Raw genomic sequence first — 22,569 nt, forward strand, 5'->3', positions numbered from 1 at the left:
CGGAATCTCTTGACAGGGGACCCAGGTGACATGGTGAGCGACACGAACGTTCGGGCCGGCCAATGCCATTGCGGCGCGGTGCGCTTCGAGGCGACGCTCAGCGACGGTTTCAGTTCGATCCGCCGCTGCACCTGCTCGTACTGCCGGATGCGCGGTGCCGTCGTCGTCATGGCGGAGATGGGTGGGATCAAGTTCCTGCAGGGCGAGGAGGCGCTGACAAGCTACCGCTTCCACACCGGATCGGCACAGCACTTCTTCTGTTCTCGCTGCGGAATCTACACGCATCATCAGCGACGATCGAACCAGAGCCTGTATGCCGTCAACGTGGCGTGCCTCGACGGCGTAAGCCCATTCGATTTCCCTGAGGTGCCTGTGATGGATGGCGTCAATCATACCAATGACACCGGCAAGCCAACGCGTCGCGCAGGCACCCTCCGTTTCATCCCGGCCGACTAACGATCGCGCGGAAGCCAGGCGGACTGCCCCGCAATGACGGGTCCGCCGGGCGGTATGCTTCCGGCATGACGCTCGTCATTTCAAACAACATTTCAAACAGGCGCGCGCGAAACAGCAAATCCATCTCCCTTGCGGGGAGCTGGATTGCGTGACTACGTGTGCGCCACGAACCAATCACCTCAAGAGGAAATCAGCATGTCCCAAGGAAACGCCCAAGGAAAGCGCATCGTTCTGGCCTCGCGCCCGCATGGCGAGCCCACGCCGGCCAATTTCAGGCTTGAGGACTACACGCCGCCGACGCCGGGCGCGGGCGAGGTGCTGCTCCGCACCATCTGGCTGTCGCTCGATCCCTATATGCGCGGCCGCATGGCCGACGGTCCATCCTATGCCGCACCGGTGCCGGTCGGCGGCGTGATGGAAGGCGGCACGGTGAGCGAGGTGATCGCGTCCAACAATCCCGCCTTTGCCAAGGGCGATATCGTGCTGTCGCGCGCGGGCTGGCAGACGCATGTGCTGTCCGACGGCAAGGGGCTCGCCAAGATCGATCCGAAGATCGCGCCGATCTCGACCGCGGTCGGTGTGCTCGGCATGCCCGGCATGACCGCCTATACGGGACTGCTCGAGATCGGCAAGCCGCAGGCGGGTGAGACGGTGGTGGTTGCTGCCGCGTCCGGCGCCGTCGGCTCGGCGGTCGGCCAGATCGCGAAGATCAAGGGCGCACGGGCGGTCGGCATCGCCGGCGGCAAGGACAAATGCGCCTACGTCAAGAACGAGCTCGGCTTCGACGAGTGCCTCGATCATCGCGATCCCAACCTTGCGGCGAAGCTCAAGGAAGCCTGCCCGAAGGGCATCGATGTCTATTTCGAGAATGTCGGCGGCGCGGTGTTCGACGCGGTGTTTCCGCTGCTCAATGCGTTCGCGCGCATCCCGGTCTGCGGCCTGATCGCACACTACAACGACACCGAAGCGCACGCCCCGAAATGGGCCGGCGCGATGATGCGCAACATCCTGACCAAGCGGCTGACCTTCCGCGGCTTCATCGTCAGCGACTTCGCCGCCATGCATGGCGACTTCCTGCGCGACATGTCGCAGTGGGTGCGCGAGGGCAAGGTCAAGTACAAGGAGTTCGTGACCGAGGGCCTGGACAGCGCGCCGGAGGCCTTCATGGGCCTGCTCAAGGGCGCCAATTTCGGCAAGCAGCTGGTCCGGATCGGGCCGGACAAGGCCTGAGCGATAGTGCTTTCGAGCGAAGCCTGTCCCGGACTTGATCCGGGATGGGCACCGGTTCGCGCGAAGAAAACGCGTCAAAACGAGGCATTCCAGCTCCCATTCCGCGCAACAAGTATCAAAAACGCCACAATAGCGAGCTTTTGGGGGCTTTTAGGCCCCCAATTGCTTGACGGGGACCCGGCGCAGTTGATTCAATATGGCTATATTTCAGGTGTAGCCATGGTTTTTGAAGCTATTGTTTCCGGGGTCATTCTCCTCGCCCTCGGCTATTGGGCGACGATGTTCGTCATGGGCCGCCGCGACGACGTCTTGCATGGAAAATTTGTCGAGGACGAGCCGGCCGCCGAGCCGGTCCGCTTCATGCCACGCATGCAGCCCGCGCCGCAGCCGAACAAGGACTCGCTGCAGGCGCTGCTTACCGTCATCAAGCGGGACCTGAACGACGCGGCGCGGAGCTGAGACGGCTCACGCCGGTTGCTTGCCGAGCAGCATGTCCAGGTCGACATCGACCTGACCCTTGGCCCTGACGTGGCGCACTTCAAAGCTGTCCGGCTGGAAGCGGTACTCGACCAGGCCGGTTTCCTTGATGCCGATCACTTCCTGTCTCGCGTCTGAAATGATGAAGCCGGCCGAGGGCGCCCAGATCTGTCTGACATGCTCGAACGTGTAGTCGCGGCGCTGGTGCACATGACCGCTGCCGACCAGGCGCCAATCGACCTTGCCGAACATCTCGATCAGGCGGCGGCGCGCCGGCTGCGGCACGAAGCGGATCGCGGTCTCGACGCGTTCGGCATCGTAGGGCACGTCGAGATAGAGCGGCTTGTGCAGGAACAGCGCGACCGGTCTGCCGACCGCCTTGTCGAGCGTTGAGGCGAGCCAGTCGAACTGCGCGGCCTCGCTGTCGAGGCCGGTGTTCATGATCAGCGAATTGAGGCCGATGAAGCACCAGCCGGCGGCGTCGAAATGCCAGCGGTCCTCACCGAGCACCGAGGTGAAGGCGCGGCGCGTTGCTTCAGTCGGCAGTTGCGCCGGCACCGGGCCGACCGCAGTCGGATTGTCGCCGATGTCGTGATTGCCCGGCAGATAGAGGCAATCGACCGGCAGCGCGCTGTGCAGTTCCTTGGCGAACACTAGATCGTCGCGGCTGGTCGGCCCATCGAACGCGACGTCGCCGGAGTTGAGCACGAGATCGGGACGTGTCGTGTCGATGTGTTCGCTGACGCGATGAAAGTTGTCGACGAGCGGCTTGAAGCGACGCGCGAGGTGGGTGTCGGAGATTTGGGTCAGACGAAACTGGGGCATGCATCGATCCTTTCGGCCGAATTATAGCGTCGGCGCGAAGTCGGAACGATGACGATTTCAGCGTGTTCTTCGCTGCTCTGTTTGATGCGTTGTTTGATGTCTTGTTTGATCCAGCGTCGCAAGCCGCTAGATCGCAAGCTGCTTGCCCGCGCGGATGGGCAGGGCAGGCGGACCGCCCCGACCTCCGAGCAGCCCGGTGTTCGGCGGGCTTGTTCCCGTCACGGCCGGCGATGCGTTGAGCCCGAGATAGGCAAGCGCATCGTGCCCGATGTCGTAGGCCGCATAGCCGAGCAGGCTGAGCACCAGCGCCGTGGCGAGGCTGTGCCTGAGGATGTCGCGCGTCGAGCGATAGCCGCTGCGGAAATAAACCGAGAGCAGGATGCCGACCAGGAGCGCGGCGGCGACGCCGGCGAGCCCCGACAGCACCATGCCGAGCCCGCCATCCGCCGCGTCGTCGAACCAGCCGATGCCGGGGTCGATCGCCTTCAACAGGGAGGTGACGAGATCGCCGAGGCCTGCGGCCGCCAGGGCCGCGCCGTCCAGGATCGGGGTGATGATGCCCATCGCGTCAGCCGTGAGGAACTGAAACCGCCATTATTCTCGGGAGTTGGTCACCCGGGCTCGGAAGATGGTTCAACGGGTTACCCAAGCGCGTTATTGGCGCGCTTCATTGTATTGCGCGGCCGTGGCGGCTAAGAGGGCGGCCGGGCGCCCGGCTTAAGGGAGATTCTTGATGTCGGTTCAAATGGTTCTGCTGCCGGTCTTCATCCAGATTGGCCTCACCTTCGTGCTGCTGTTCGCGATGGCGACGGCACGGACGAGGACGCTGGCGAGCGGCGAGACCAAGATGGCCGATATCGCGTTGCGCCAGCCGAACTGGCCGGAGCGCGCCACCCAGGTCGCCAACTGCTTTGCCAATCAGTTCGAGCTGCCGGTGCTGTTCTATGTCCTGATCGCTATTGCGCTGCCGCTGCGCCGTGCCGATCTGTTCATCGTGCTGATGTCCTGGGTTTTCGTGGTGACGCGGTTTGCCCATGCCGGGATATTCGTCACCTCCAACGACGTGCGGCCGCGCTCGCTCGCCTGGTTCGCCGGCGTGCTGGTGCTGGCGGCGATGTGGCTGTATTTCGCGCTCAAGCTCCTGCTGCTGATTTGATGCGCCCAACCGAAAGAGATCGATGACCCCCGCTGCCCGGCTTTCCGCCGCGATCGAGCTGATCGCTACCATCGACGCACAGCGCATTCCCGCGGCGAAAGCGCTGAAGGAATGGGGCACCGCACACCGCTATGCCGGCTCCGGCGATCGCGCCGCGATCTCCGGCCTGATCTGGGACGTGCTGCGCCGTCAATCCTCCGCCGCCTGGTTGATGGACGATGCCAGCGCCCGGTCGCGGGTGCTCGGCATGCTCAAGCTCGAGCGCGGCATGGACATCCCGACGATCTCGGCGCTGTGCGACGGCGGCCGCTTCGCGCCGGATCCGCTGACCGCGACCGAGGAGGCTGCGTTGGCCTCGCGCTCGCTCAAGGATGCGCCGGCGCATGTCGCGGGCGACTATCCGGACTGGCTCGACTCGCATCTGGCAAAGGTGTTCGGCGACGACCGCGCAGCGGAAGCGACCGCGATGGCGAGCCGCGCGCCGCTTGATCTGCGCGTTAACACGCTGCGCGGCAAGCGCGAGAAGGTGCTGCCGCGCCTGTCGCATCTCGGCGCCAGGGAAACGCCGTGGTCGCCGCTCGGCCTGCGCATCGAGCTCGGCGCCGACGCGCGCAACCCCGGCATCCATGCCGAGGAGGATTTCATCAAGGGCGCCATCGAGGTCCAGGACGAGGGCTCGCAGCTCGCCGCTTTGTTCTCGGCGGCCAAGCCCGGCGAGCAGGTGATCGACCTCTGCGCCGGCGCCGGCGGCAAGACGCTGGCACTTGCCGCCATGATGGACGGCAAGGGCCGGCTGATCGCGACCGACAGCGACAAGCGCCAGCTCGTGCCGATCCATGAGCGGCTGTCGCGCGCCGGCGTGCACAATTGCGACGTACGCACGCCGCGCGGCGAGGACGAGGTGCTGTCCGACATCAAGGCCTCCGCCGACCTCGTGCTGATCGACGCGCCGTGCACGGGCACCGGCACCTGGCGCCGCAATCCCGACGCCAAATGGCGGATGCGCCCCGGCGCGCTCGAGGTGCGGCTGAAGGATCAGGCCGAGGTGCTGGCGCGCGCCGCGCCGCTGGTCAAGTCCGGCGGCCGGATCGCCTATATCACCTGCTCGGTGCTGGCCGAGGAGAACGGCGAGCAGGTCAAGGCGTTCATCGCGCGGCATCCGGAGTTTTCGGTGCAGCCGCCGGAGCAGACCGCATCGGTGCTATGGGACAAGGCTGAGCCATTCGCGGAAGCCGCGCTGCAATCGGCGGAGGGCCTGCTGATGACGCCGCGCCGCACCGGCACGGATGGGTTTTTTGTCTCGGTGCTGAAGAAGGCGTGAGGCTTTCTCCGCCGTCATTGCGAGGAGCTCGGGACAAAATTGCAAAACAATTTTTGCGCTGAAGCGACGAAGCAATCCACGGCTCCGCACATGCGGCACGATGGATTGCTTCGCGGAGCCTGTCATCCGGCGGCGCTTTGCGCCGACCGGGTGGCTCGCAATGACGAGTTGAGTACCCTACGCTTCGGAGCACACGCCCGCCGGCGCCGGCGTCCTGCTCACCACGATGACCCAGTACAGCAACGCGCAGGCGCTGATCGCGGCGCCCAGCGCGCAGACGCCGAGCCAGCCAGCGGCCGCATAGGCCATCGTCGAGCAGATCGCGCCGAGCCCGCTGCCGACCGAGTAGAACACCATGTAGACGCCGATCAGGCGGCTCGACGCTTCGGGGCGGGCAGCTACGATCAGGCTCTGGTTGGTGACATGGACGGCCTGCACCGCGAAGTCGATCATGACGACGCCGGCGAGCACCAGCCACAGCGACGCATGCAGGCAGGCGATCGGCGCCCAGCCGGCGAGCATCAGCAGCAGCGACAATCCGGTGGTGCGCTGGCCCCAGCCGCGATCGGCGAGGCGGCCGGAATTGCGCGCCGCCAGCGCGCCGGCGAGGCCGGCAATGCCGAGCATTCCGATCGCGGTGTGCGACAGCGACAGCGGCGGCGCTGAGAGCGGCAGCACGACCGCGCTCCAGAACGCGCTGAAGCTCGCGAAGATCAGCAACGCGAACACGGCGCGTTCGCGCAGCACCGGCTCCTCGGCGAACAGCGCGGCCGTCGAGCGCAGCAGCTTTGCGTAGGATGATCCGGTCAGCGCCCGCGGCGGCTGCCGCGGCAGCACATAGGCGAGCAGCGCGGCCATCGCGAGCATCAGCACCGCCGAGGTCAGGTAGACCATGCGCCATCCGCCGATATCGGCCAGCGTGCCCGACGCAAAACGAGCCAGCAGGATGCCCGACACGACGCCGCTTTGAATGGTGCCGATGGTCTGGCCGCGCTCGGCCGGCGAGGCCGATGTCGCGGCGAAGGCGGCGATCACCTGGATCACGACAGCGAGCAACCCGACCAGCGCCATACCGCCAAACAGCACGATCGCATTCGGCGCGGTGCCGACCACGACGAGCGCGACCGCGGACAGCATGATCTGGCCGACGATCAGCTTGCGGCGGTCCCAGAGGTCGCCGAGCGGCACGATCAGCATCAGGCCGAAGGCGAGGCCGACCTGGGTCAGCGTCACCACGATGCCGATCGCGGCGGGGGTAATGCCGAGATCCTGCGCCATGGTGTCGAGCAGCGGCTGGGCGGAATAGATGTTGGCGACACTCAGCCCGCAGGCGACCGCAAACAGCAGCACGATCGAGGGCGATAGCGCGCCTGCCTTCATGTCGCGGGGCTTGTCGTCCGTCTTGTGATCGCCCGTGGCCGGTCCGGCCTCCGTCATGGTCTGGTTCGTCATCTTGGCTCCGCTGCAATTCGCAATCTGGTCTTATGATGAGACCAGTTGCGTCGCGGCCTGTCTAGTCCTATTTTAAGACCAGATCGGAATCGTGATCGAAGAGAGGTGGAGCGCGATGCAGCGGACCGGATTCGCAAAGGCGGAATGCCCGGTGGCCCGCGCGCTGGATGCGATCGGCGACTGGTGGTCGCTGTTGATCGTGCGCGACGCGTTCGACGGCCTGCGCCGGTTTGGCGACTTCCAGAAGAATCTTGGCATCGCCAAGGGCATGCTGACGGCGCGGCTGCGCAAGCTGGTCGAAACCGGCGTGCTCGAGCAGGTCGCCGCGTCAGACGGCAGCGCCTACCAGGAATACGTGCTGACGAAGCGGGGACACGACCTGTTCCCGATCGTGGTCTCCTTGCGGCAATGGGGCGAGGCGCATCTCTATGCGCGCGGCGAAGCGCATTCGGTGCTGCTCGACCAGTCTGGGCAGGTGGTCGGCCAACTCGTGCTGCCGTCGAAGAGCGGCAAGCCGCTGAGCTGGGCGGATACGAAGGTGAAGAAGGTTGCGGCGCGGAGGCGGTGATGCGATGGGCGATAGCTAACTTATCGTCGCTTCCCCAAGCACCGGCGTCATCCTGAGGTGCGAGCTCTTGCGAGCCTCGAAGGATGAGGATGGAGCCGGGCCGTCGCCCTTCGAGGCTCGCTTCGCGAGCACCTCAGGGTGACGGATAACGTATGCTCAATCCACGATGAACAGCGTCGCCCCCACCGCGGTCGACGAGCGGTGCGCGGCGTCGCCGAAGTCGGAGACCTGGTAGCTCATGCCCGGCTTCAGCGTGAATTTGCGACCGTCGCGCAGCTCGGTGTCGAGCTCGCCGTTGACCACAAAGAGCACATGGCCGCGATCGCACCAGTGATCGGCGAGATAGCCCGGCGAATACTCCACCATCCGCACCCGCAGCTCGCCGATGTTGAGCGTGCGCCACAGCGCTTGCCCGGTCTCGCCGGGATGCACGGTGGGTTCGACCTGGCTCCAGTCGGTGACGGTGAAGGGCAGGGTCGGGATTTTCATGTGCGTGGTCCTGATCCAGATGCCGATGCGTAGGGTGGGTTAGCGTTAGCGTAACCCACCATCTTTTTCGTCGTGTGACTCGGTGGGTTACGCCTACGGCTAACCCACCCTGCTGCATCCACAAATTCCGGCGTCATCCCCGCGCAACGGCGAAGCCGTTGTCGCTGGAGGTGCGCGTCGAGCGGTGCGCAAGCAGCGCTCGGCGAGCCTCGAAGGATGGTTGGAGCCGGGCTGTCGCCCTTCGAGGCTCGCTCCGTTCGCACCTCCAGCGACAAAGGCGAAGCCTTTGCGCGGGGGTGACGGGAGGGGTGCCGCAACCTCACCCCACCAGATGGTTCGCCGAGCCCTGCCTGATCTTGCCCTCGGCGTCACACCGCAGATACTCGCAGATCTTCTTGCCGCGTTCGTTCTGGTAGAACACCACGACGCTGTCGGGCGAGACATAGAGGTCGATCAGCTCGAAATGCAGCTCGGGCAGCTTGGCGAGCGCGGCGCTCCAATAGGCGCGCAGCTGCGCCTTGCCGCGCACGGTGCCGGAGGCGCCGAAGCCGAGCGCCGGGATCCGGTCCGAGGTCATCTCGGTATCCTCCGAATACATCGCCAGCACGCGCTCGAGGTCGCGCGCGTTCCAGGCGGCGATCCAGTCGTGGCCGAGGGCTGCGAGGCGGGACGGCTCGTGAAAATCCGGCATTGGTATCCTCCCACTGGTTATGGCCAAATTAGGTCAATAATACTTACCTATATCGATTTGTCCATGCCCAAAGAAGAATGTGGGCGCCCCGCGCTGCGCGGTTGCGGGGGCGGGCGTCGTCGCGTATCTGCTTGCCATGACAGCCCAGCACACAGCCCGCGAACCGTCGACGCCCACCGTGGCCTCGGCGCATGACAAGATTCTGATTGTCGATTTCGGCAGCCAGGTGACGCAACTGATCGCCCGCCGCGTCCGCGAGATGGGCGTCTATTCCGAGATCGTGCCGTTCCAGAAGGCCGAGGCCGCCTTCAAGGAGATGAAGCCGAAGGCGGTGATCCTCTCCGGCGGCCCTGAGTCCGTGCACGAGACCGGCTCGCCGCGCGCCCCGCAGCTGATCTTCGAATCCGGCGTTCCCGTGCTCGGCATCTGCTACGGCCAGATGACCCTGGCCGCCCAGCTCGGCGGCGAGGTCGAGGGCGGGCATCACCGCGAGTTCGGCCGCGCCGATGTCGAGGTGAAGACCGACAGCCAGCTGTTCGACGGCGTCTGGGGCCACGGCGAAAAGCACCAGGTGTGGATGAGCCATGGCGACCGCATCACCAAGATGCCGCCGGGCTTCTCGGTGGCCGGCACCTCGCCGAACGCGCCGTTCGCGATCATCCAGGACGAGAAGCGGAAGTATTACGGCCTGATGTTCCATCCCGAGGTGGTGCATACGCCGGACGGCGCAAAACTCCTGCGCAACTTTGTCCGCAAGGTCGCGGGCCTGACCGGCGACTGGACCATGCGCGCTTTCCGCGAGGAGGCGATCGAGAAGATCCGCGCCCAGGTCGGCCAAGGCAAGGTGATCTGCGGCCTCTCCGGCGGCGTTGATTCCGCCGTGGCGGCGGTCCTGATCCACGAGGCGATCGGCGACCAGCTCACCTGCGTGTTCGTCGATCACGGCCTGCTGCGGCTCGACGAGGCCAAGACCGTCGTCGACCTGTTCCGCAACCACTACAACATCCCGCTGGTCCATGTGGACGCGTCGAAAGAGTTTCTGGGCGAGCTCGAAGGCGTCACCGATCCCGAAGTGAAGCGCAAGACCATCGGGCGGCTGTTCATCGACGTGTTCGAGGCGGAAGCGAAAAAGATAGGCGGCGCCGCATTCCTGGCGCAGGGCACGCTCTACCCCGACGTGATCGAGAGCGTCTCCTTCACCGGCGGCCCGTCGGTCACCATCAAGTCGCACCACAATGTCGGCGGCCTTCCGGCGCGCATGAACATGAAGCTGGTCGAGCCGTTGCGCGAGTTGTTCAAGGACGAGGTGCGCGTGCTCGGACGCGAGCTCGGCCTGCCCGAAGTGTTCGTCGGCCGCCACCCGTTCCCGGGCCCGGGCCTCGCGATCCGCTGCCCCGGCGACATCACCAGGGAAAAGCTCGACATCCTGCGCAACGCGGACGCGGTCTATATCGACCAGATTCGCAAGCACGGCCTCTATGATGCGATCTGGCAGGCCTTCGCGGTGCTGCTGCCCGTCAAGACCGTCGGCGTGATGGGCGACGGCCGCACCTACGAATACGTCGTTGGCCTCCGCGCCGTCACCTCGACCGACGGCATGACCGCCGACTTCTACCAGTTCGACATGAAATTCCTTGCCGAGACCGCCACGCGCATCATCAACGAGGTGAAGGGCGTCAACCGGGTGGTGTACGACGTGACAAGCAAGCCGCCGGGGACGATCGAGTGGGAGTAGGATTGGCGAACTGGCGCGAGGCTCTAGCTTTGGGCAGGGATGTACCGAACGCGTTGTATTTAGCGCGTTGAGCCGTCGCTCAGCAAACTTATTGATGGCCACCAGTCGGCGAGTTGCTTCGCTCCGCGAGTCGTCGTCACGTGGAGGTGACGGTGATCCGTAGCCAAGCAGGTCGCGGCCGCGTCAGTTTCGAGACCCTTGAGCAGCAGAGCGTGGATCAGCCGGAGGCGTGATCCACCGCATCCGCTCATCGAGCCATGGATGATCTACGCCGGCAGGAGACCGGCGGCGCGATAGCCGTCAATTAACGAATCGAACAGCGAAATGTCAGAGCGGCTCCTTGCTATGAGCTGCGCGCCGACGCTGATTGGCGGGACGCCGCGCGAAAAGGGCGTGATCCACACGATGAGCAAGCGCGCCGAGCTGGAGTTGCTCGACGCCATCAGTGACTATTTCCACCACGCCACACCGGGGCTTGGGCCTCATGTCGAGGTTTATCAGAACGCCGAGTGGGGGCGCCGTCAGCGCGACAAGGCCCTCAGGGGGATGCGTTACTTCGATGGCATTCTGAAAAGACAGTCGTTCGTCACCGGCGAGGTGTTCACGATGACCGATATCACCGTCATGGGCGGCTTGATCTTCGCGGCGCTCGTGAAGGTGCCGGTGCCCGCGGAGTGCGAGGCTCTGCTTGCCTGGTACGCAAGGATGCAGGAGCGTCCCAGCGTCAAGAACCGGATAACGATGTCCGAAACCACCGAGGCATCCGCTTGAAATCGTTGTCTGTGAACGACGGCCTTCTTGAGTTTGGCCGACAGCGTTGATCGGCCGGAGCGTAATCCGCCGTATCCGCTCGCCGGCCACTGCACGGGAAGGGCGGGCTACACTTCGCTGACCTGCCCAACTGCTGAAAGTGCTGATCGCCTTGGCGAGAATGGCAGCGCGGGTCCGTAACCGAAGCGGATCACGATATCTGGCCTCCGGGTCTCGCCGACGATGGCTGCGAGCTCGGCGCGCAGGTGAGCGACTTCGACCGGCTGGTTGATGAAGGCGATTTTGAGCCCCACATGGGTCGCGGCGAGAGCGAAGCGCTGGCATGCCTGGCCGACCCGGATCCAGTGGTCAGGGGCAGACCGTTCGCCGAAAAAGATCGCAATCCCGGCGGAGGAGTCGATCTGGCGCGCGTACTTGCGATCCTCCTCCGCGACATTGAACATCGTGTCGAACGCAAACCGGCCCAAGCCCGTCGGCAGAACGGGGTTGCCGCTTGCGGCAGAGAACAGCCCGTCTCCGGTTGCCATCGCGCTGCGCGGATTGAATCTGATCCATTGCTTCAGCTCACGCATGAAGGCGGGGTTGTTCATCTGATCCTTGTTGCCGGCAAGGACAAGATCCCGCACCCGGTTTATCCGCGCCCGGTCGGTGACGAGCGCGAGGCCCACACCCGGCGTCGCCGCCGCGCGCTCGATCTCGGCGAGGAGGGCTGCCGGAATTGTGCGACCATCATATTCGGCGCGCGTGCACTGACGTTTCGGTATGGCGCCGACGAGCGGATCCAACTTGGGCTCACCCGGGAGGTAGTCGTAACGGACTCTTCCAGCGTCTGCGGCGAACGACAACTCACCTGGACGGCCGGTCGCCGCTGCAGCGAGGGCGAGGTTGGCCGCGGCGCATCCGAGGCTGACATAGAGGTGATGGTCGTCGGGGTCCACGACAGGCGTTCGCCGCCGCACGTCCGGCCGAATCTCTATTGCCTGTGTCTCAAGGTGAAACGTCCACGGCTGCGTATTGTGACCGTTGGCCGCCAGGGTGGCGTATCGCACCACGGCCTGCAAATCCGGCGGCGCCAGGTCGCTGCGTAGGCGGGCAGCGTAGGCCGCATAGTCTGCCATCGAGCCGGCAGCGGCTCGCCAACCGGCCATGCCGGCACCGGCGGTGACGAGCGCGGCGCCGACGCCGGTAAGCATTGTTCTCCTGTTCATGCGGCCTCGCGCGGAAATTCGTGGTCAAGGTACAGCCGTGCGGGAGATTCCCCTTTGATGCCGGTCAAGGTCCTTCCATCCGTCTTGCACGATAAGAGGAGCGCAAGCTGACGTTTCGGCCAAATGAGCGGCCCGAGAAAGGACGAAGCAGGTGTCGAGGAGATTTCGAGGGGCAAGAAAGGAGGAAATTGACGTTCGTTCGCACTTGGCGTCCGGCTGCGATACGATCTCCGTATCGCCGACGCCACATGATCGACCGCAAGCTGCCATTCAGGATGATGCCCTTCACGCCGTTCCTCGGCAACCAGTTTCGCCGCTCCAACCTCGAAGCTCCAATTGGCGCCTGATCGAGGCGGCAGCAGCCTATTGGGCGATCGTGTTCCTATGCGGCTTTGCCCTGGGTGCCATACGTGTATTCCTGGTCGTCCCGCGCGTCGGCGAAACTGCGGCCGTGCTGTTGGAGGCGCCGCTGATGTTGGCCGTAAGCTGGTTCGTATCTGCCTGGTGCGTGGAACGCTTTGGGATCAGCGACGCTGCAGGACCTCGGATAGTCCTGGGCATGGCGGCCTTCGCCTTGATGATGGTGGCGGAACTCGGTCTGTCCCTGACTGTTTTTCATCGCTCCTTGTCTGAGCATTTGTCTGCGTACGCGACCATCTCAGGCAACGTCGGTCTGGCTGCCCAGTTCGCCCTCGGCTTGCTTCCATACTTTCAGGCGCGCCCCTTGACCGCTGTGCGCACCATTCACACCGCTATCTATGTCGTGATGACGGGGGCGACCTGTTACATCCTTTACGCCGTCATCGCGGGTTCGCACGGCCGGCTGGTCTGGTTTGCCCTGGCGCTTTTGGGCGTGGAGAGCGCCATATTCGTAGGAAATGGTCTAAAATGTCCCTTGACCGCCATCGCGGTTCGATACGGCGCCGGCAAGGGTCCGTTGTTCGACTCGTTCTTGCCGGAGCGGATCACGCGCTACACTCTTGAGGTCTTTGCGCCGTTGATCCTGCTGGGGGTTGGCCTGCTCGCCGTGCGGTGGCTTACGTTCGGCGAGTGCTCGCGCTGGATATGGCTGTGCTGAGCCAACGCAGCCCGGACGAGCGTAGCGATAGCCGGGGCTCGTCCATCAGCGCATTATGACTTACTGCTCATGCCGTTCCACGCACGCTGATTTACCCCGGCGCAAATCAAATCCCGCTCTTCCATCTGCGACAAATCACCCTAGTGGCCGGTGTCCTCTCGCAGAGCGAGATGCGCCTTGCGAGGGCGGTGACAAGCAAACCCAGTCTCGCCGGGGAGAGCACGAAGTAAGCCGCACAACCATCGCGCAGGGAAGGCCGGGATGTTCCCGGTTTTGCTTGTGGTCCTACCCCGCGCTTATCTCACTGCACGGGGCCCATGGGTGCGATCGGCACCCGGTCTCCATGCGCCCTCTGTTTCGAGAGAGGGCAGAACCAGACACAACGGCCCGGGCGGTTTCCGTCGCGGAAATGTGGACGCATGTTGCCGAGGCTCGCAGAGCGCAGGATCCCGCAAATAATGACGCGCATCATCAACGAGGGTGAAGGGCGTGAACCGCGTGGTCTACGACGTGACGAGCAAGCCACCGGGGACGATTGAGTGGGACTGAAGGGGGTACCGTAGAGTAGTATCGGATAGCAGAGGACACTGGCGCGAATCCTCGGCCATCGATAGCAGTCGATAGATTCTGAGCGATCCGCAGATCTGCCGCTCGGCCGGGCGTCTCCCCATTCTTCGAACGGCGCCCATACGCCGTCAGGCCCACCCCAACCCCTTCGCGACTTTGTGCCCTTCCAATATTCGGTCGCGCGCTGCTCGCGCGCGACCGGTTCTCGGCGTCGATCACATTGTCCTAGATCGATCACTGCTCCTTCTTGAACAAATCCTGGAAGATGAGCTGGCCCCACGTCCTGCCGCGTGCGTGCACCAGCGCGCCACCCTCGTTGTGCTTTCCCAGCTTGACGGGTGCGAACCCGAGTTGCTTGGCCAGGGCCGCCACGGGAGCGATCGCGTCCTCGTCGTCACCAGACAGAAAGATCACCCGGTGGCCGCCCTCGACGATCGGATCGGCAGCCAGCTTGGCCGCAATCAGGTGATTGAAGCCTTTCACGAACCTGGCGCCGGTGAACGCCTTCGCGGCGAAGGCGGAGGACAGCAGGCCGTCCAGCTCCTCGGGGGGAAGCAACGCGTTCATCGCATCGATGACCGTCTTGCCTTTCCAGCTTGGCAGGGCCTTCGCAACCTCGCGATGCTCCCCGAACGGGACCGCCAGGATGATGGTGTCGGCCTCGAGTGCATCCCGCAGCGACTTGGCGACGACCGTGGGTCCAATCGCCCGAGCCTGCGGCGCCAACGCCTCGGGCGGCCGGCGGCTCGCGACGGCCACCTCGATGTTCTTGCGGGCGAAGGCGCGGGCGAGGGCCTGGCCTATCTTGCCGAATCCTACAATGGCATAGCTCATCATGCTTCTCCGATCCGTGTTGATATTGATTTCCCGGCCTGTCAGATCGCCGAGAAGCCGCCGTCGACCGACAACTCCACGCCGTTCACGAAGCTCGAATCGTCTGAGGCGAGGAACAGCGCAGCCGCCGCGATTTCTTCGGGCAGACCCATTTTCCCCCGCGGGATCAGAGACTCGAACATCCGCTTCGCTTCCTCCGTGAGAACCTGGTCCTGCATAGGCGTGGCGATCGGCCCGGGGCTCAGCACGTTCACCCGGATGTTCCTGCCCTTCAGTTCGTTGAGCCAGGTGCGCGCGAATGAGCGCAACGCCGCCTTGCTCGCCGCATACACGCCGTAACCGGGAAAACCTTTCACCGAAGCAACCGACCCGGTCATGAAGATCGATCCGCCATCGTTGAGCAGCGGCAACGCCTTCTGCACCGTAAACAGCGTGCCGCGCGTATTCAGGCCGAAGGTCGCATCGAAATGCTGCTCGGTAATCTCGCCCAGCGGGACGGCTTCGCCGATGCCGGCGCTCGCGTACAGGACGTCGATCGTGCCCTTTTGCCGCTTGACCGTGTCGAACAGACGGTCGAGGTCGTCGAGATTGGCTGCGTCGCCGCGCACGCCGGTCACGTTCCGGCCAATCAGCCTGACGGCTTCGTCGAGCGCCTCCTGCCTTCGGCCCGTGATGAAAACATAGGCGCCTTCTTCAACGAACCGCCTGGCGCTCGCCAGCGCCATGCCGCTCGATCCACCCGTGATGACTGCAACCTTACCCTCAAGCTTTCGCATGACTTCTCCTTCAAATTCCGTCTTTGGTCGTTCGGGGATGCCCCCGAGAACCTCGAGATGGGTCTGCCGGCATCAGGCGTTGAGTGCGGAGGCGCGCACATCGGTGGTGCGAAATCGATCCGGCTGGACGACGACGCCAGCCGCGACGATCGGTGTCCGCCGTCCGGAATTGGGCTGCGCTTGTCGGCATGGGCTATGATAACCGCCCGTGCTACCCACATACGAGATGCCGTTCGATGTATTGGAGACGGGGTTTGGAAGGCGCACCCCAGCGGTGCTGGAATGCACCATGATCGACTGGGATGACGTTCGCTACTTTCTTGCCGTCGCGCGCGGAGGCTCGGTGCGGGCTGCCGCCGAGCGCCTCGGTGTGAACCACTCGACCGTGCTGCGACGCATCGCCCAGCTCGAGGAACGCCTCGGGGTGCACATGTTCGAGAAGCTGCCTTCGGGCTACCGCCTGACGGCTGCGGGCGAGGAGGTCCTCGCGTTCGCGGAGCAGATGGAAGCGTCGTCGCACCTGCTGGAGACGCGCGTCTTCGGGCGCGACCAGAGCGTGCGCGGGCTTCTGCGGGTGACGCTGGCACCGCCGCTCGCGACACACCTGCTCATGCCGGACTTCGCCGATTTCGCGGGTCTGCATCCGGACATCGAGATGGAAATCTTGTCGTTCGGCGAGCTGGCAAATCTGACCAACCGAGAGGCCGACGTCGCGATCCGCGTCGTTTACGACCGCAAAACCCTGCCGCTCAACCTGCACGGCCTGAAGGGACCGGAGCTGTTCGGTGGCATCTACATATCCCGCGATCGACTGGCCGCGTGGCGTGCGGGCGCGCCTGATCCCATCCGGTGGATCGTCATCAGCATTCATGGGATCCCGGACTGGGCCCACGAGGGTGAGGTTCGCACCGCCGAGGTTCCGTTCAGGGTTACGGATGCCGAGGCGCAGATCGTCGCGGTGCGGCAGGGGATCGGGATGACGACGCTGCCGTGCTTCGTCGGCGATGCCGACCCCCAACTGGTGAGGGTGCCGGGCACCGACCTGCACATGTACGGAACGCTCTGGCTTCTCACACAGGGCGAGACACGCAAGACGAAGCGCGTGCGGCTCTTCACCGAGTTCGTTTCCCGCAGGCTCGCCGCGTACGCGCCGCTTCTCGCGGGGCTGTCGATATCGCGCGACTGACGCCCGGCAGGTCGGCGACGGGAGTTGCAAGTGTAGCCCGGATGAGCCAACGGGTCGCGCGAACGCGCGCCCGATGACAGGCTCCGCGATATCCGGGGCATTTTTTATCCGCGTGTCGCGCGGTGTCCCGCATATCGCTGCGCTTATGCGGGCTACTCGCTGTTTCGCGAGATGTCGCGATGGCACACCACGCCGGTCAAGCGGCTAGGGGGCAGCTCGTCTGTTCGCTGCGCGCGGCGCGATCAATACGGACCCGGTTCGCAGGGGACATTGCCGCCGGTCCAGGGCGCAGTCGCGAATGAACCGACACGCGGCGCCGGAATGCAGGCGCGGCCATCGACATAGACGGGCTCGGCGGGCGCGGCGGCATTGGCTTCGGCAACATGCCTGGAAACAGCGTGGATTTCACGTGCCATCGCCGGTGACGCGATCATGGCAACCGCGATGAAAGCAGCCGACAACAGTTTGACGTTCGTCATTGAGTTTCTCCGTTTTGCTTAAGGGGCCAAGGAGCCTGGCCTCGTCAGATAGATGTGCGCAGAGCATGCGCACTTAAATGCAATCCTTGCTCACGCTGGCTCAACGCTGCGTGAGGGGTTCGAAGCGTCATCCGGCGCGTCTTGAAGCTGTGTTCGCGATGGCGGGGTTCCGCGTTCGTTGGTCCCCTCTGGCCCGGCGTTCTTCGATCCGCTATCGCTCCATGGGAATGAGCGGGCGAGATGACGATGATGACGCTGCTTTCCGCACGAACTTCCAATGACCGAACTTTGAAACAAACAGTAACGGTGATTTCACTCGCGCTGGGAGAAATTGTATGAGAGTATGCAACCAAAGGTCAACATTGTGCATCTTCACTGGGAGAGAGCGAAATGAGCGACCAAATGATCGAAGCGACGACAAGTCCGGCACAGATCGTTCAACAGGCTGCCGCAAGTTATCTCGGTATCAGCAACGCGCCTGGCTGCTGCATCGCCGTCTACGACGAAAAGTCGTTCGGCACCAAGGGCTACGTCTATCCCAAGGGACTGTCAGGCGTGCCCGGCTCTTCGCCCACGCCATTTGCTGTCACGACAGACACGGTGTTCGAGATCGGATCGGTGACCAAGGTGTTTACCAGCACATTGCTGGCGGTGGCGGTCAAAGCGGGTGGGCCTAGTCTTGATGACGCGATCGGCCCGTATCTGAACGCTGGCCACAACCTCAGCCCGAACCCGATCGGAACGCCGGTGCTGGACGCCATCCAGCTCGTGCAATTCGCCACCCATACCTCCGGCATGCCGGAGCAGCCGGGGGACGGCTTGACCGGCTACAGCCAGCAACTGTTTGCGGATCAGCCGCCCTCCAGCGAACTCGTCGCGTGGTGGAATCAATACGATACGCCGCCGCCGGGATGCTGGCAGTATTCCAATATCGGCTTCGTGACACTGGGCTTTGCGGTCACGCAGATGTACGGGAAAGATCCGGGCCACAACTACAACGAGATCCTGGCCGAATACGTCACCGGTCCGCTCGGCATGAAGCAGACCGGAGCCGTGCTCAATTCTTCCTGGAAGATCGCGCAGGGATGTATCGGGCATTGGAGCAAGAGCTCTGTGCCGCCATATTCGATCGTTTTCGACCGCAATACGCCGACCGGCGGCACTGCCTTTGATCTGAAATCCACCGGCGACGATATGCTCAGGTTTCTTGCGGCGGAGATTGCGGCCCCGAAAGGACCGCTCGGCTCGCAGATCGCGCTCACGCAGCAGAACCAGGGGACATTCCCCGTCTGCGGGCAGAAGAACAGCGTCACCATGGGGCTCGGTTGGCAAATCACCACCGACCAGCAAGGCCATACCGTCTTCACCAAGAACGGCGCGACGAGCAAAGGCGGGTTCGAGGCAATCGTGATCGTTGTGCCGGAACTGCAATGCGGTGTGGCGGTGCTGAGCAACCAGTATTTCGATGCGTCGGGCGTGCATCCCGCGGGGATGGCACCCGGCAGCACCGCGCTGAAGATTATCTCGCAGCTTCATCCGGGATTCGAGCTGACCGAGCCGCTGGCAGAACCCGAGCCATTCGACTAGCGCGTTTTCGAGCGAAGCCTGTCCCGGACTTGATCCGGGATGGACGCCGGTTCGCCAACCTCAGCGGGTCGGTTGCTAGCGCGTGTTGACCGCCAGCTGAGCGTCGAAGGCCCTCTTGTACGCCGGTCGCGCTTCGCCGCGCGCCACGTAGGCGGCGAGGTTCGCAAACTCGTTCAGGATGCCCGATAGTCTCAGCCTGAGCAGCACCGACACCATCATCAAGTCGCCCGCGCTGAACGCGCCATCGAGCCAGTCGGCATCGCCGAGGCGGGCGGCGAGCTGCTTCAGCCGGTCGCGGACGCGATCCACGACCAGAGGCATGCGCTCCCTGGTCCATGGCTTGTCGCTCTCCAGAATTCTGGCGGTTGCGAGCTCGAGGATTGGCGGTTCCACCGTGTTGACCGCGGCAAACATCCAGGTGATCGCGCGGGCGCGGGCATTGGCATCATCAGGCAGCAGGCTCGCATGACGCTGGGCGATATGGAGCACGATCGATCCGGTCTCGAACAGCGCGAGATCGCCTTCCTCATAGGTCGGTATCTGGCCGAAGGGATGCAGCGCCAGATGCGCCGGTTCCTTCATTGCCTGGAACGAAACAAGGCGAACCGCGTAAGGCCGGCCCACTTCTTCCAGCGCCCAGCGAACCGCGCGCCAGCCCCTTGCCGCCGTCGGGTGACCGTTCGAAGGCGGTGATGGTGGGGGTCATCGTTTCACTCCATGTCGTTGCCTGGTGTCCCGAGGACGAGCGGGCGGTGCGTTTCACGACAGCCGATCCCGGAATCTTTCGACTGCGTTTCGCGAGCCTGCCTCGGTTATGGGTCTCCCGAGTTCCTCCTGGCTTTCGCCAGGAGGACACTGTGCGTCTAGCGGCGGAACTGTGACAAACACCAATCCTGCAAATTATTTTCATAAGCCTGTCGTCGTGCTGTCGGCTGGCGCCTCGGCCAAGCGTCCTCCGCATAAACCAGGAGACTGTAAATGACCGACCTCGTCACATGCCTTTGGTTCGATCAGGGCCAGGCGCGCGCAGCGGCGGAATTCTACGCCGCGACTTTTCCCGACAGCCATGTCGATGTGGGGCATGTTTCGCCGATACCGGGCATCGGGCAGGGTGATGAATTGACGGTAGAGTTCACCGTGCTCGGCCGCCGCTTCGTCGGGCTGAACGGCGGCTCCAACTACGCGCCGAACGAGGCGGTCAGCTTCATGGTGCTCACCGACAGCCAGGAGGAGACCGATCGTTACTGGAATGCGGTCACTTCGAACGGCGGCAGGGAACTGCCGTGCGGCTGGTGCCGGGATCGCTGGGGATTTACCTGGCAGATCACGCCGCGGCGGCTGCTCGAGCTCGTCAACGGATCCGATCGCGCCACAGGACGGCGCGCGATGGAGGCGATGATGACGATGAAGAAGATCGACATCGCCGCGATCGGGCGGGCGGCGATGAATGCGTAGAGGCGTAGGGTGGATTAACCGAAGGCGTAATCCACCATGCTGTTGCCCTTGCTCCTTGATGGCGGGTTACGCTTCGCTAACCCGCCCTACGCACTGCGGCGTAAACCGCTGGCTGGAAATATTTGGCCCGGACGCGACAGTCATGTGTCGGATCGAGCTGTTATGTGCGGCGCACGGCCATTCACGTCGCAGCATGCGCTCGCCGCGACGGTCACCCCGGCGCAAACGTGGGATGTGCCCCTTACTGCTGCGTGATACGGATTTCGCATCGCAGCTCTGGAGCCAGCCTTGATGTCCGTCGCAGCCGCCGCCACGCAACAAACGCCCGCCGCCGCCGAGTCCGATCCCGAGACGCTCGGCTGGATGCAGGGCTTTCCGCCGCCGCAGGACAAGACGATCACCTTCCGGGACGGCTCGTTCCGCAGCTTCCCCGAATTGCGCTGGGCCTGGAGCAACATCCGCCAGCTGGTGCCGACCGTGAATGTCTGGCGCGGGGCAGGGCCGGCGTCGGTGCTGCCGCGTGCAGATCACGACATCGGAGCGTCCGCGTCGGTGACCATGGACGGCCGCTCGCAGACGTTCGCGCGCATGCTCGAGGAGAGCTATGCCGACGGCATCGCCGTGCTGCACCGGGGCAAGCTGATCTACGAGCGCTATTTCGGCGCGTTGAGGCCGCACAAGCCGCATATCGCGATGTCGGTGACGAAGTCGTTCACCGGCGTGCTCGCCGGCACGCTGGTCGCCGAAGGCAAGATCGATCCGCAGGCGCCGGTCACCGACTACGTACCGGAGCTGAAGGCAAGCGCGTTCGGCGATGCGCGCGTGCACGAGGTGATGGATATGACCACGGGGCTCAAATACACCGAGATCTATACCGACAAGAATTCCGATGTGTGGGGGCTGCGGCGCGCCAACGGCATGGCGCCGATCCCGGCAGGCTATGAGGGCGCGACCAACATCTTCGATTTCCTCTGCGCGCAGCGGAAGCAGGGCGAGCACGGCAAGGCCTTCGCCTACAAGACCGTCAACACCGACGTGCTGGCCTTCATCTGCCGGCGCGCCAGCGGCATGACCTTGTCTGACCTGCTCTCCGAGAAGGTCTGGGCGCCGATGGGCGCGGAGGAGGATGCGCATTATCACGTCGACCGCATCGGCACCGAAAGCGGCGGCGGCGGGCTGTCGACGACGCTGCGCGATCTCGCCCGGTTCGGCGAGACGATCCGCAATCACGGCCGTTTCAACGGCCGCCAGATCGTGCCGTCCACTGTCGTCGAGGACATCGCGCGGGGCGGCGATCCCGAAAAATTCAAGCCGGCCGGCTACACCACACTGCCCGGCGCGTCCTACCGCAATCAGTGGTGGGTGACGCACAACGCGCACGGCGCCTACATGGCGCGCGGCGTGCACGGCCAGGGCATCTATATCGATCCGAAAGCCGAAATGGTGATCGCGCGCTACGCCTCGCATCACGCCGCCGGCAACGCTGCCAACGACCCGGTGACGCTGCCGGCCTATATGGCGCTGGCGAAGGATTTGATCGCGGGAGGGTAGAGACGCAGACCAATTTGTTCGGTGGCGTAGGGTGGATTAGCCGGAGGCGTAATCCACCAACTGGCCGCCGCGATCGTTGCGGCGGGTTACGCTTCGCTAACCCGCCCTACAAATTACCCGCGCGCGATCTTCTCATACCGCTTGATCAGCCGCTCCCGCTTCAGGCGGGACAACCGCCGGATCCAGAACACGCCGTCGAGCTGATCGATCTCGTGCTGATGGCACACCGCGCGCAGCCCGTCGGACTCCTCGGTCTCCACGTTGCCGTAAACGTCCTGATAGCGGATCCGGACTCGCGCGTGCCGCTCGACCTCGTCGTTGACGCCGGGCATCGAGACGCTGCCCTCCTTGTGCAGGATCATTTCCGACGAGGTCCAGATGATCTCCGGATTGACATAGGCCCGCGGTCCTTCGCTGGCGTCGAGCTCGAGCACCACGACCCGCAGCGGCACGCCGATATGCGGCGCCGTGATGCCGATGCCTGGTGCCGCATGCATGGTCTCGAGCAGGTCGGCTGCCAGCTCGCGCAGCGCGTCGTCGAACATGGTCACCGGCTCGGCTGGGAGCGCAAGCCGCGGATCGGGATAGCGGACGATGGGACGGATGGTCATGCCGGTGTCTTAGGCCAGCGCATCGCGCCGGACAACACGCCGATGCAGAGCCCGCGCGCGGCGCGC

At 64.3% G+C, this 22,569-nt stretch carries 22 protein-coding genes and 4 pseudogenes; 14 read left to right on the forward strand and 12 right to left on the reverse strand.

Annotation, left to right across the window (positions count from 1 at the left end; translation table 11 throughout):
• Positions 1-30: 30 nt before the first annotated feature.
• The 3 genes from JQ573_RS01500 to JQ573_RS40860 all read left to right on the forward strand — a co-directional run bounded on the left by JQ573_RS01500 (position 31) and on the right by JQ573_RS40860 (position 2,145).
• Positions 31-456 (forward strand): GFA family protein, encoded by a 426-nt coding sequence (locus tag JQ573_RS01500; protein WP_092113193.1) that lies wholly within the window; start codon positions 31-33, stop codon positions 454-456.
• A 195-nt stretch (positions 457-651) separates the two neighbouring features.
• Complete coding sequence (locus JQ573_RS01505; RefSeq protein WP_212317951.1) at positions 652-1,686, forward strand: NADP-dependent oxidoreductase; 1,035 nt, start codon at positions 652-654, stop codon at positions 1,684-1,686.
• A 6-nt stretch (positions 1,687-1,692) separates the two neighbouring features.
• Positions 1,693-2,145 carry a hypothetical protein gene (locus JQ573_RS40860; protein ID WP_409334685.1) on the forward strand — a complete coding sequence of 151 codons (453 nt, stop codon included), beginning with the start codon at positions 1,693-1,695 and terminating at the stop codon, positions 2,143-2,145.
• A 6-nt stretch (positions 2,146-2,151) separates the two neighbouring features.
• Here JQ573_RS40860 and JQ573_RS01515 read toward each other — a convergent pair whose 3' ends face one another.
• Together JQ573_RS01515 and JQ573_RS01520 are read right to left on the reverse strand one after the other, a co-directional pair.
• A complete protein-coding gene (locus JQ573_RS01515; protein WP_212317949.1) occupies positions 2,152-2,988 on the reverse strand; it encodes a metallophosphoesterase in 837 nt (278 codons plus the stop codon).
• A gap of 126 nt (positions 2,989-3,114) precedes the next feature.
• Positions 3,115-3,552: a hypothetical protein gene (locus JQ573_RS01520; RefSeq protein WP_212317947.1), complete on the reverse strand. Its 438-nt coding sequence runs from the start codon at positions 3,550-3,552 to the stop codon at positions 3,115-3,117.
• A 169-nt stretch (positions 3,553-3,721) separates the two neighbouring features.
• Here JQ573_RS01520 and JQ573_RS01525 point away from each other — a divergent pair, with 169 nt between their 5' ends.
• Both JQ573_RS01525 and JQ573_RS01530 read left to right on the forward strand, forming a co-directional pair.
• On the forward strand, positions 3,722-4,144 hold the full coding sequence (locus JQ573_RS01525; RefSeq protein ID WP_212317945.1) for an MAPEG family protein: 423 nt from the start codon (positions 3,722-3,724) through the stop codon (positions 4,142-4,144).
• 22 nt (positions 4,145-4,166) lie between these two features.
• Positions 4,167-5,465, forward strand: coding sequence for an RsmB/NOP family class I SAM-dependent RNA methyltransferase (locus JQ573_RS01530; RefSeq protein WP_212317943.1), 1,299 nt, complete (start codon positions 4,167-4,169; stop codon positions 5,463-5,465).
• 177 nt (positions 5,466-5,642) lie between these two features.
• On the opposite strand, the gene JQ573_RS01535 is transcribed toward JQ573_RS01530, so the two are convergent.
• Positions 5,643-6,917: an MFS transporter gene (locus JQ573_RS01535; protein ID WP_212317941.1), complete on the reverse strand. Its 1,275-nt coding sequence runs from the start codon at positions 6,915-6,917 to the stop codon at positions 5,643-5,645.
• A gap of 115 nt (positions 6,918-7,032) precedes the next feature.
• Between JQ573_RS01535 and JQ573_RS01540 the strand changes: the two genes are divergently transcribed.
• Positions 7,033-7,485: a helix-turn-helix domain-containing protein gene (locus tag JQ573_RS01540; protein WP_212317939.1), complete on the forward strand. Its 453-nt coding sequence runs from the start codon at positions 7,033-7,035 to the stop codon at positions 7,483-7,485.
• A gap of 156 nt (positions 7,486-7,641) precedes the next feature.
• Here JQ573_RS01540 and JQ573_RS01545 read toward each other — a convergent pair whose 3' ends face one another.
• Positions 7,642-7,974 (reverse strand): DHCW motif cupin fold protein, encoded by a 333-nt coding sequence (locus JQ573_RS01545; protein WP_212317937.1) that lies wholly within the window; start codon positions 7,972-7,974, stop codon positions 7,642-7,644.
• A gap of 319 nt (positions 7,975-8,293) precedes the next feature.
• Positions 8,294-8,665 (reverse strand): nuclear transport factor 2 family protein, encoded by a 372-nt coding sequence (locus tag JQ573_RS01550; protein ID WP_212317935.1) that lies wholly within the window; start codon positions 8,663-8,665, stop codon positions 8,294-8,296.
• Positions 8,666-8,801: 136 nt separating this feature from the next.
• Between JQ573_RS01550 and guaA the strand changes: the two genes are divergently transcribed.
• Positions 8,802-10,400, forward strand: a complete 1,599-nt coding sequence (gene guaA / locus JQ573_RS01555) for a glutamine-hydrolyzing GMP synthase (protein ID WP_249131182.1) — start codon at positions 8,802-8,804, stop codon at positions 10,398-10,400.
• Between the two features lie 266 nt (positions 10,401-10,666).
• On the opposite strand, the pseudogene JQ573_RS40025 reads toward guaA, so the two are convergent.
• Positions 10,667-10,762: pseudogene (locus tag JQ573_RS40025) on the reverse strand (TetR/AcrR family transcriptional regulator); the annotation flags it as partial.
• Here JQ573_RS40025 and JQ573_RS01560 point away from each other — a divergent pair.
• Positions 10,752-11,171, forward strand: a pseudogene (locus JQ573_RS01560) (glutathione S-transferase C-terminal domain-containing protein); the annotation flags it as partial. The pseudogenes JQ573_RS40025 and JQ573_RS01560 sit on opposite strands and share 11 nt — an antisense overlap.
• A gap of 107 nt (positions 11,172-11,278) precedes the next feature.
• On the opposite strand, the gene JQ573_RS01565 reads toward JQ573_RS01560, so the two are convergent.
• Positions 11,279-12,379 carry an Acg family FMN-binding oxidoreductase gene (locus JQ573_RS01565; protein WP_212317930.1) on the reverse strand — a complete coding sequence of 367 codons (1,101 nt, stop codon included), beginning with the start codon at positions 12,377-12,379 and terminating at the stop codon, positions 11,279-11,281.
• A 151-nt stretch (positions 12,380-12,530) separates the two neighbouring features.
• On the opposite strand from JQ573_RS01565, the gene JQ573_RS01570 reads away from it, so the two are divergent.
• Both JQ573_RS01570 and JQ573_RS40865 read left to right on the forward strand, forming a co-directional pair.
• Positions 12,531-13,457, forward strand: a complete 927-nt coding sequence (locus JQ573_RS01570; RefSeq protein ID WP_212317928.1) for a hypothetical protein — start codon at positions 12,531-12,533, stop codon at positions 13,455-13,457.
• 458 nt (positions 13,458-13,915) lie between these two features.
• Positions 13,916-14,006, forward strand: a pseudogene (locus JQ573_RS40865) (hypothetical protein); the annotation flags it as partial.
• Between the two features lie 252 nt (positions 14,007-14,258).
• Here the strand turns inward: JQ573_RS40865 and JQ573_RS01580 are convergent.
• Together JQ573_RS01580 and JQ573_RS01585 are read right to left on the reverse strand one after the other, a co-directional pair.
• Positions 14,259-14,858 carry an NADPH-dependent F420 reductase gene (locus JQ573_RS01580; RefSeq protein ID WP_212317927.1) on the reverse strand — a complete coding sequence of 200 codons (600 nt, stop codon included), beginning with the start codon at positions 14,856-14,858 and terminating at the stop codon, positions 14,259-14,261.
• 41 nt (positions 14,859-14,899) lie between these two features.
• Positions 14,900-15,634: an SDR family NAD(P)-dependent oxidoreductase gene (locus JQ573_RS01585; RefSeq protein WP_212317925.1), complete on the reverse strand. Its 735-nt coding sequence runs from the start codon at positions 15,632-15,634 to the stop codon at positions 14,900-14,902.
• Positions 15,635-15,923: 289 nt separating this feature from the next.
• On the opposite strand from JQ573_RS01585, the gene JQ573_RS01590 reads away from it, so the two are divergent.
• Positions 15,924-16,820: a LysR family transcriptional regulator gene (locus tag JQ573_RS01590; protein WP_212317923.1), complete on the forward strand. Its 897-nt coding sequence runs from the start codon at positions 15,924-15,926 to the stop codon at positions 16,818-16,820.
• Positions 16,821-17,062: 242 nt separating this feature from the next.
• Here JQ573_RS01590 and JQ573_RS01595 read toward each other — a convergent pair whose 3' ends face one another.
• On the reverse strand, positions 17,063-17,299 hold the full coding sequence (locus JQ573_RS01595) for a hypothetical protein (protein WP_212317921.1): 237 nt from the start codon (positions 17,297-17,299) through the stop codon (positions 17,063-17,065).
• Positions 17,300-17,689: 390 nt separating this feature from the next.
• Here JQ573_RS01595 and JQ573_RS01600 point away from each other — a divergent pair, with 390 nt between their 5' ends.
• Positions 17,690-18,886, forward strand: coding sequence for a serine hydrolase (locus tag JQ573_RS01600; RefSeq protein ID WP_212317919.1), 1,197 nt, complete (start codon positions 17,690-17,692; stop codon positions 18,884-18,886).
• 75 nt (positions 18,887-18,961) lie between these two features.
• On the opposite strand, the pseudogene JQ573_RS01605 reads toward JQ573_RS01600, so the two are convergent.
• Positions 18,962-19,592 (reverse strand): annotated as a pseudogene (locus JQ573_RS01605) (glutathione S-transferase family protein).
• A 272-nt stretch (positions 19,593-19,864) separates the two neighbouring features.
• Here JQ573_RS01605 and JQ573_RS01610 point away from each other — a divergent pair.
• Positions 19,865-20,341 carry a VOC family protein gene (locus JQ573_RS01610; protein ID WP_212317917.1) on the forward strand — a complete coding sequence of 159 codons (477 nt, stop codon included), beginning with the start codon at positions 19,865-19,867 and terminating at the stop codon, positions 20,339-20,341.
• A 291-nt stretch (positions 20,342-20,632) separates the two neighbouring features.
• Positions 20,633-21,892: a serine hydrolase gene (locus JQ573_RS01615; protein ID WP_212317915.1), complete on the forward strand. Its 1,260-nt coding sequence runs from the start codon at positions 20,633-20,635 to the stop codon at positions 21,890-21,892.
• Positions 21,893-22,005: 113 nt separating this feature from the next.
• On the opposite strand, the gene JQ573_RS01620 is transcribed toward JQ573_RS01615, so the two are convergent.
• Positions 22,006-22,503 carry a peptide deformylase gene (locus JQ573_RS01620; protein WP_212317913.1) on the reverse strand — a complete coding sequence of 166 codons (498 nt, stop codon included), beginning with the start codon at positions 22,501-22,503 and terminating at the stop codon, positions 22,006-22,008.
• Positions 22,504-22,569: the final 66 nt, after the last annotated feature.

The sequence above is a fragment of the Bradyrhizobium sp. AUGA SZCCT0105 genome (assembly GCF_018129565.1).
Lineage (GTDB): Bacteria > Pseudomonadota > Alphaproteobacteria > Rhizobiales > Xanthobacteraceae > Bradyrhizobium.

Coding starts and splice junctions, on each gene's coding strand:
- JQ573_RS01530 (WP_212317943.1), top strand. CDS start 4,167: ATGACCCCCGCTGCCCGGCTTTCCGCCGCGATCGAGCTGATCGCTACC.
- JQ573_RS01540 (WP_212317939.1), top strand. CDS start 7,033: ATGCAGCGGACCGGATTCGCAAAGGCGGAATGCCCGGTGGCCCGCGCG.
- JQ573_RS01615 (WP_212317915.1), top strand. CDS start 20,633: ATGTCCGTCGCAGCCGCCGCCACGCAACAAACGCCCGCCGCCGCCGAG.
- JQ573_RS01550 (WP_212317935.1), bottom strand. CDS start 8,665: ATGCCGGATTTTCACGAGCCGTCCCGCCTCGCAGCCCTCGGCCACGAC.
- JQ573_RS01500 (WP_092113193.1), top strand. CDS start 31: ATGGTGAGCGACACGAACGTTCGGGCCGGCCAATGCCATTGCGGCGCG.
- JQ573_RS01600 (WP_212317919.1), top strand. CDS start 17,690: ATGAGCGACCAAATGATCGAAGCGACGACAAGTCCGGCACAGATCGTT.
- JQ573_RS01505 (WP_212317951.1), top strand. CDS start 652: ATGTCCCAAGGAAACGCCCAAGGAAAGCGCATCGTTCTGGCCTCGCGC.
- JQ573_RS01545 (WP_212317937.1), bottom strand. CDS start 7,974: ATGAAAATCCCGACCCTGCCCTTCACCGTCACCGACTGGAGCCAGGTC.
- JQ573_RS01610 (WP_212317917.1), top strand. CDS start 19,865: ATGACCGACCTCGTCACATGCCTTTGGTTCGATCAGGGCCAGGCGCGC.
- JQ573_RS01620 (WP_212317913.1), bottom strand. CDS start 22,503: ATGACCATCCGTCCCATCGTCCGCTATCCCGATCCGCGGCTTGCGCTC.
- JQ573_RS01595 (WP_212317921.1), bottom strand. CDS start 17,299: ATGACGAACGTCAAACTGTTGTCGGCTGCTTTCATCGCGGTTGCCATG.
- JQ573_RS01535 (WP_212317941.1), bottom strand. CDS start 6,917: ATGACGAACCAGACCATGACGGAGGCCGGACCGGCCACGGGCGATCAC.
- JQ573_RS01525 (WP_212317945.1), top strand. CDS start 3,722: ATGTCGGTTCAAATGGTTCTGCTGCCGGTCTTCATCCAGATTGGCCTC.
- JQ573_RS01515 (WP_212317949.1), bottom strand. CDS start 2,988: ATGCCCCAGTTTCGTCTGACCCAAATCTCCGACACCCACCTCGCGCGT.
- JQ573_RS01520 (WP_212317947.1), bottom strand. CDS start 3,552: ATGGGCATCATCACCCCGATCCTGGACGGCGCGGCCCTGGCGGCCGCA.
- JQ573_RS01565 (WP_212317930.1), bottom strand. CDS start 12,379: ATGAACAGGAGAACAATGCTTACCGGCGTCGGCGCCGCGCTCGTCACC.
- JQ573_RS01580 (WP_212317927.1), bottom strand. CDS start 14,858: ATGAGCTATGCCATTGTAGGATTCGGCAAGATAGGCCAGGCCCTCGCC.
- JQ573_RS01590 (WP_212317923.1), top strand. CDS start 15,924: ATGATCGACTGGGATGACGTTCGCTACTTTCTTGCCGTCGCGCGCGGA.
- guaA (WP_249131182.1), top strand. CDS start 8,802: ATGACAGCCCAGCACACAGCCCGCGAACCGTCGACGCCCACCGTGGCC.
- JQ573_RS01585 (WP_212317925.1), bottom strand. CDS start 15,634: ATGCGAAAGCTTGAGGGTAAGGTTGCAGTCATCACGGGTGGATCGAGC.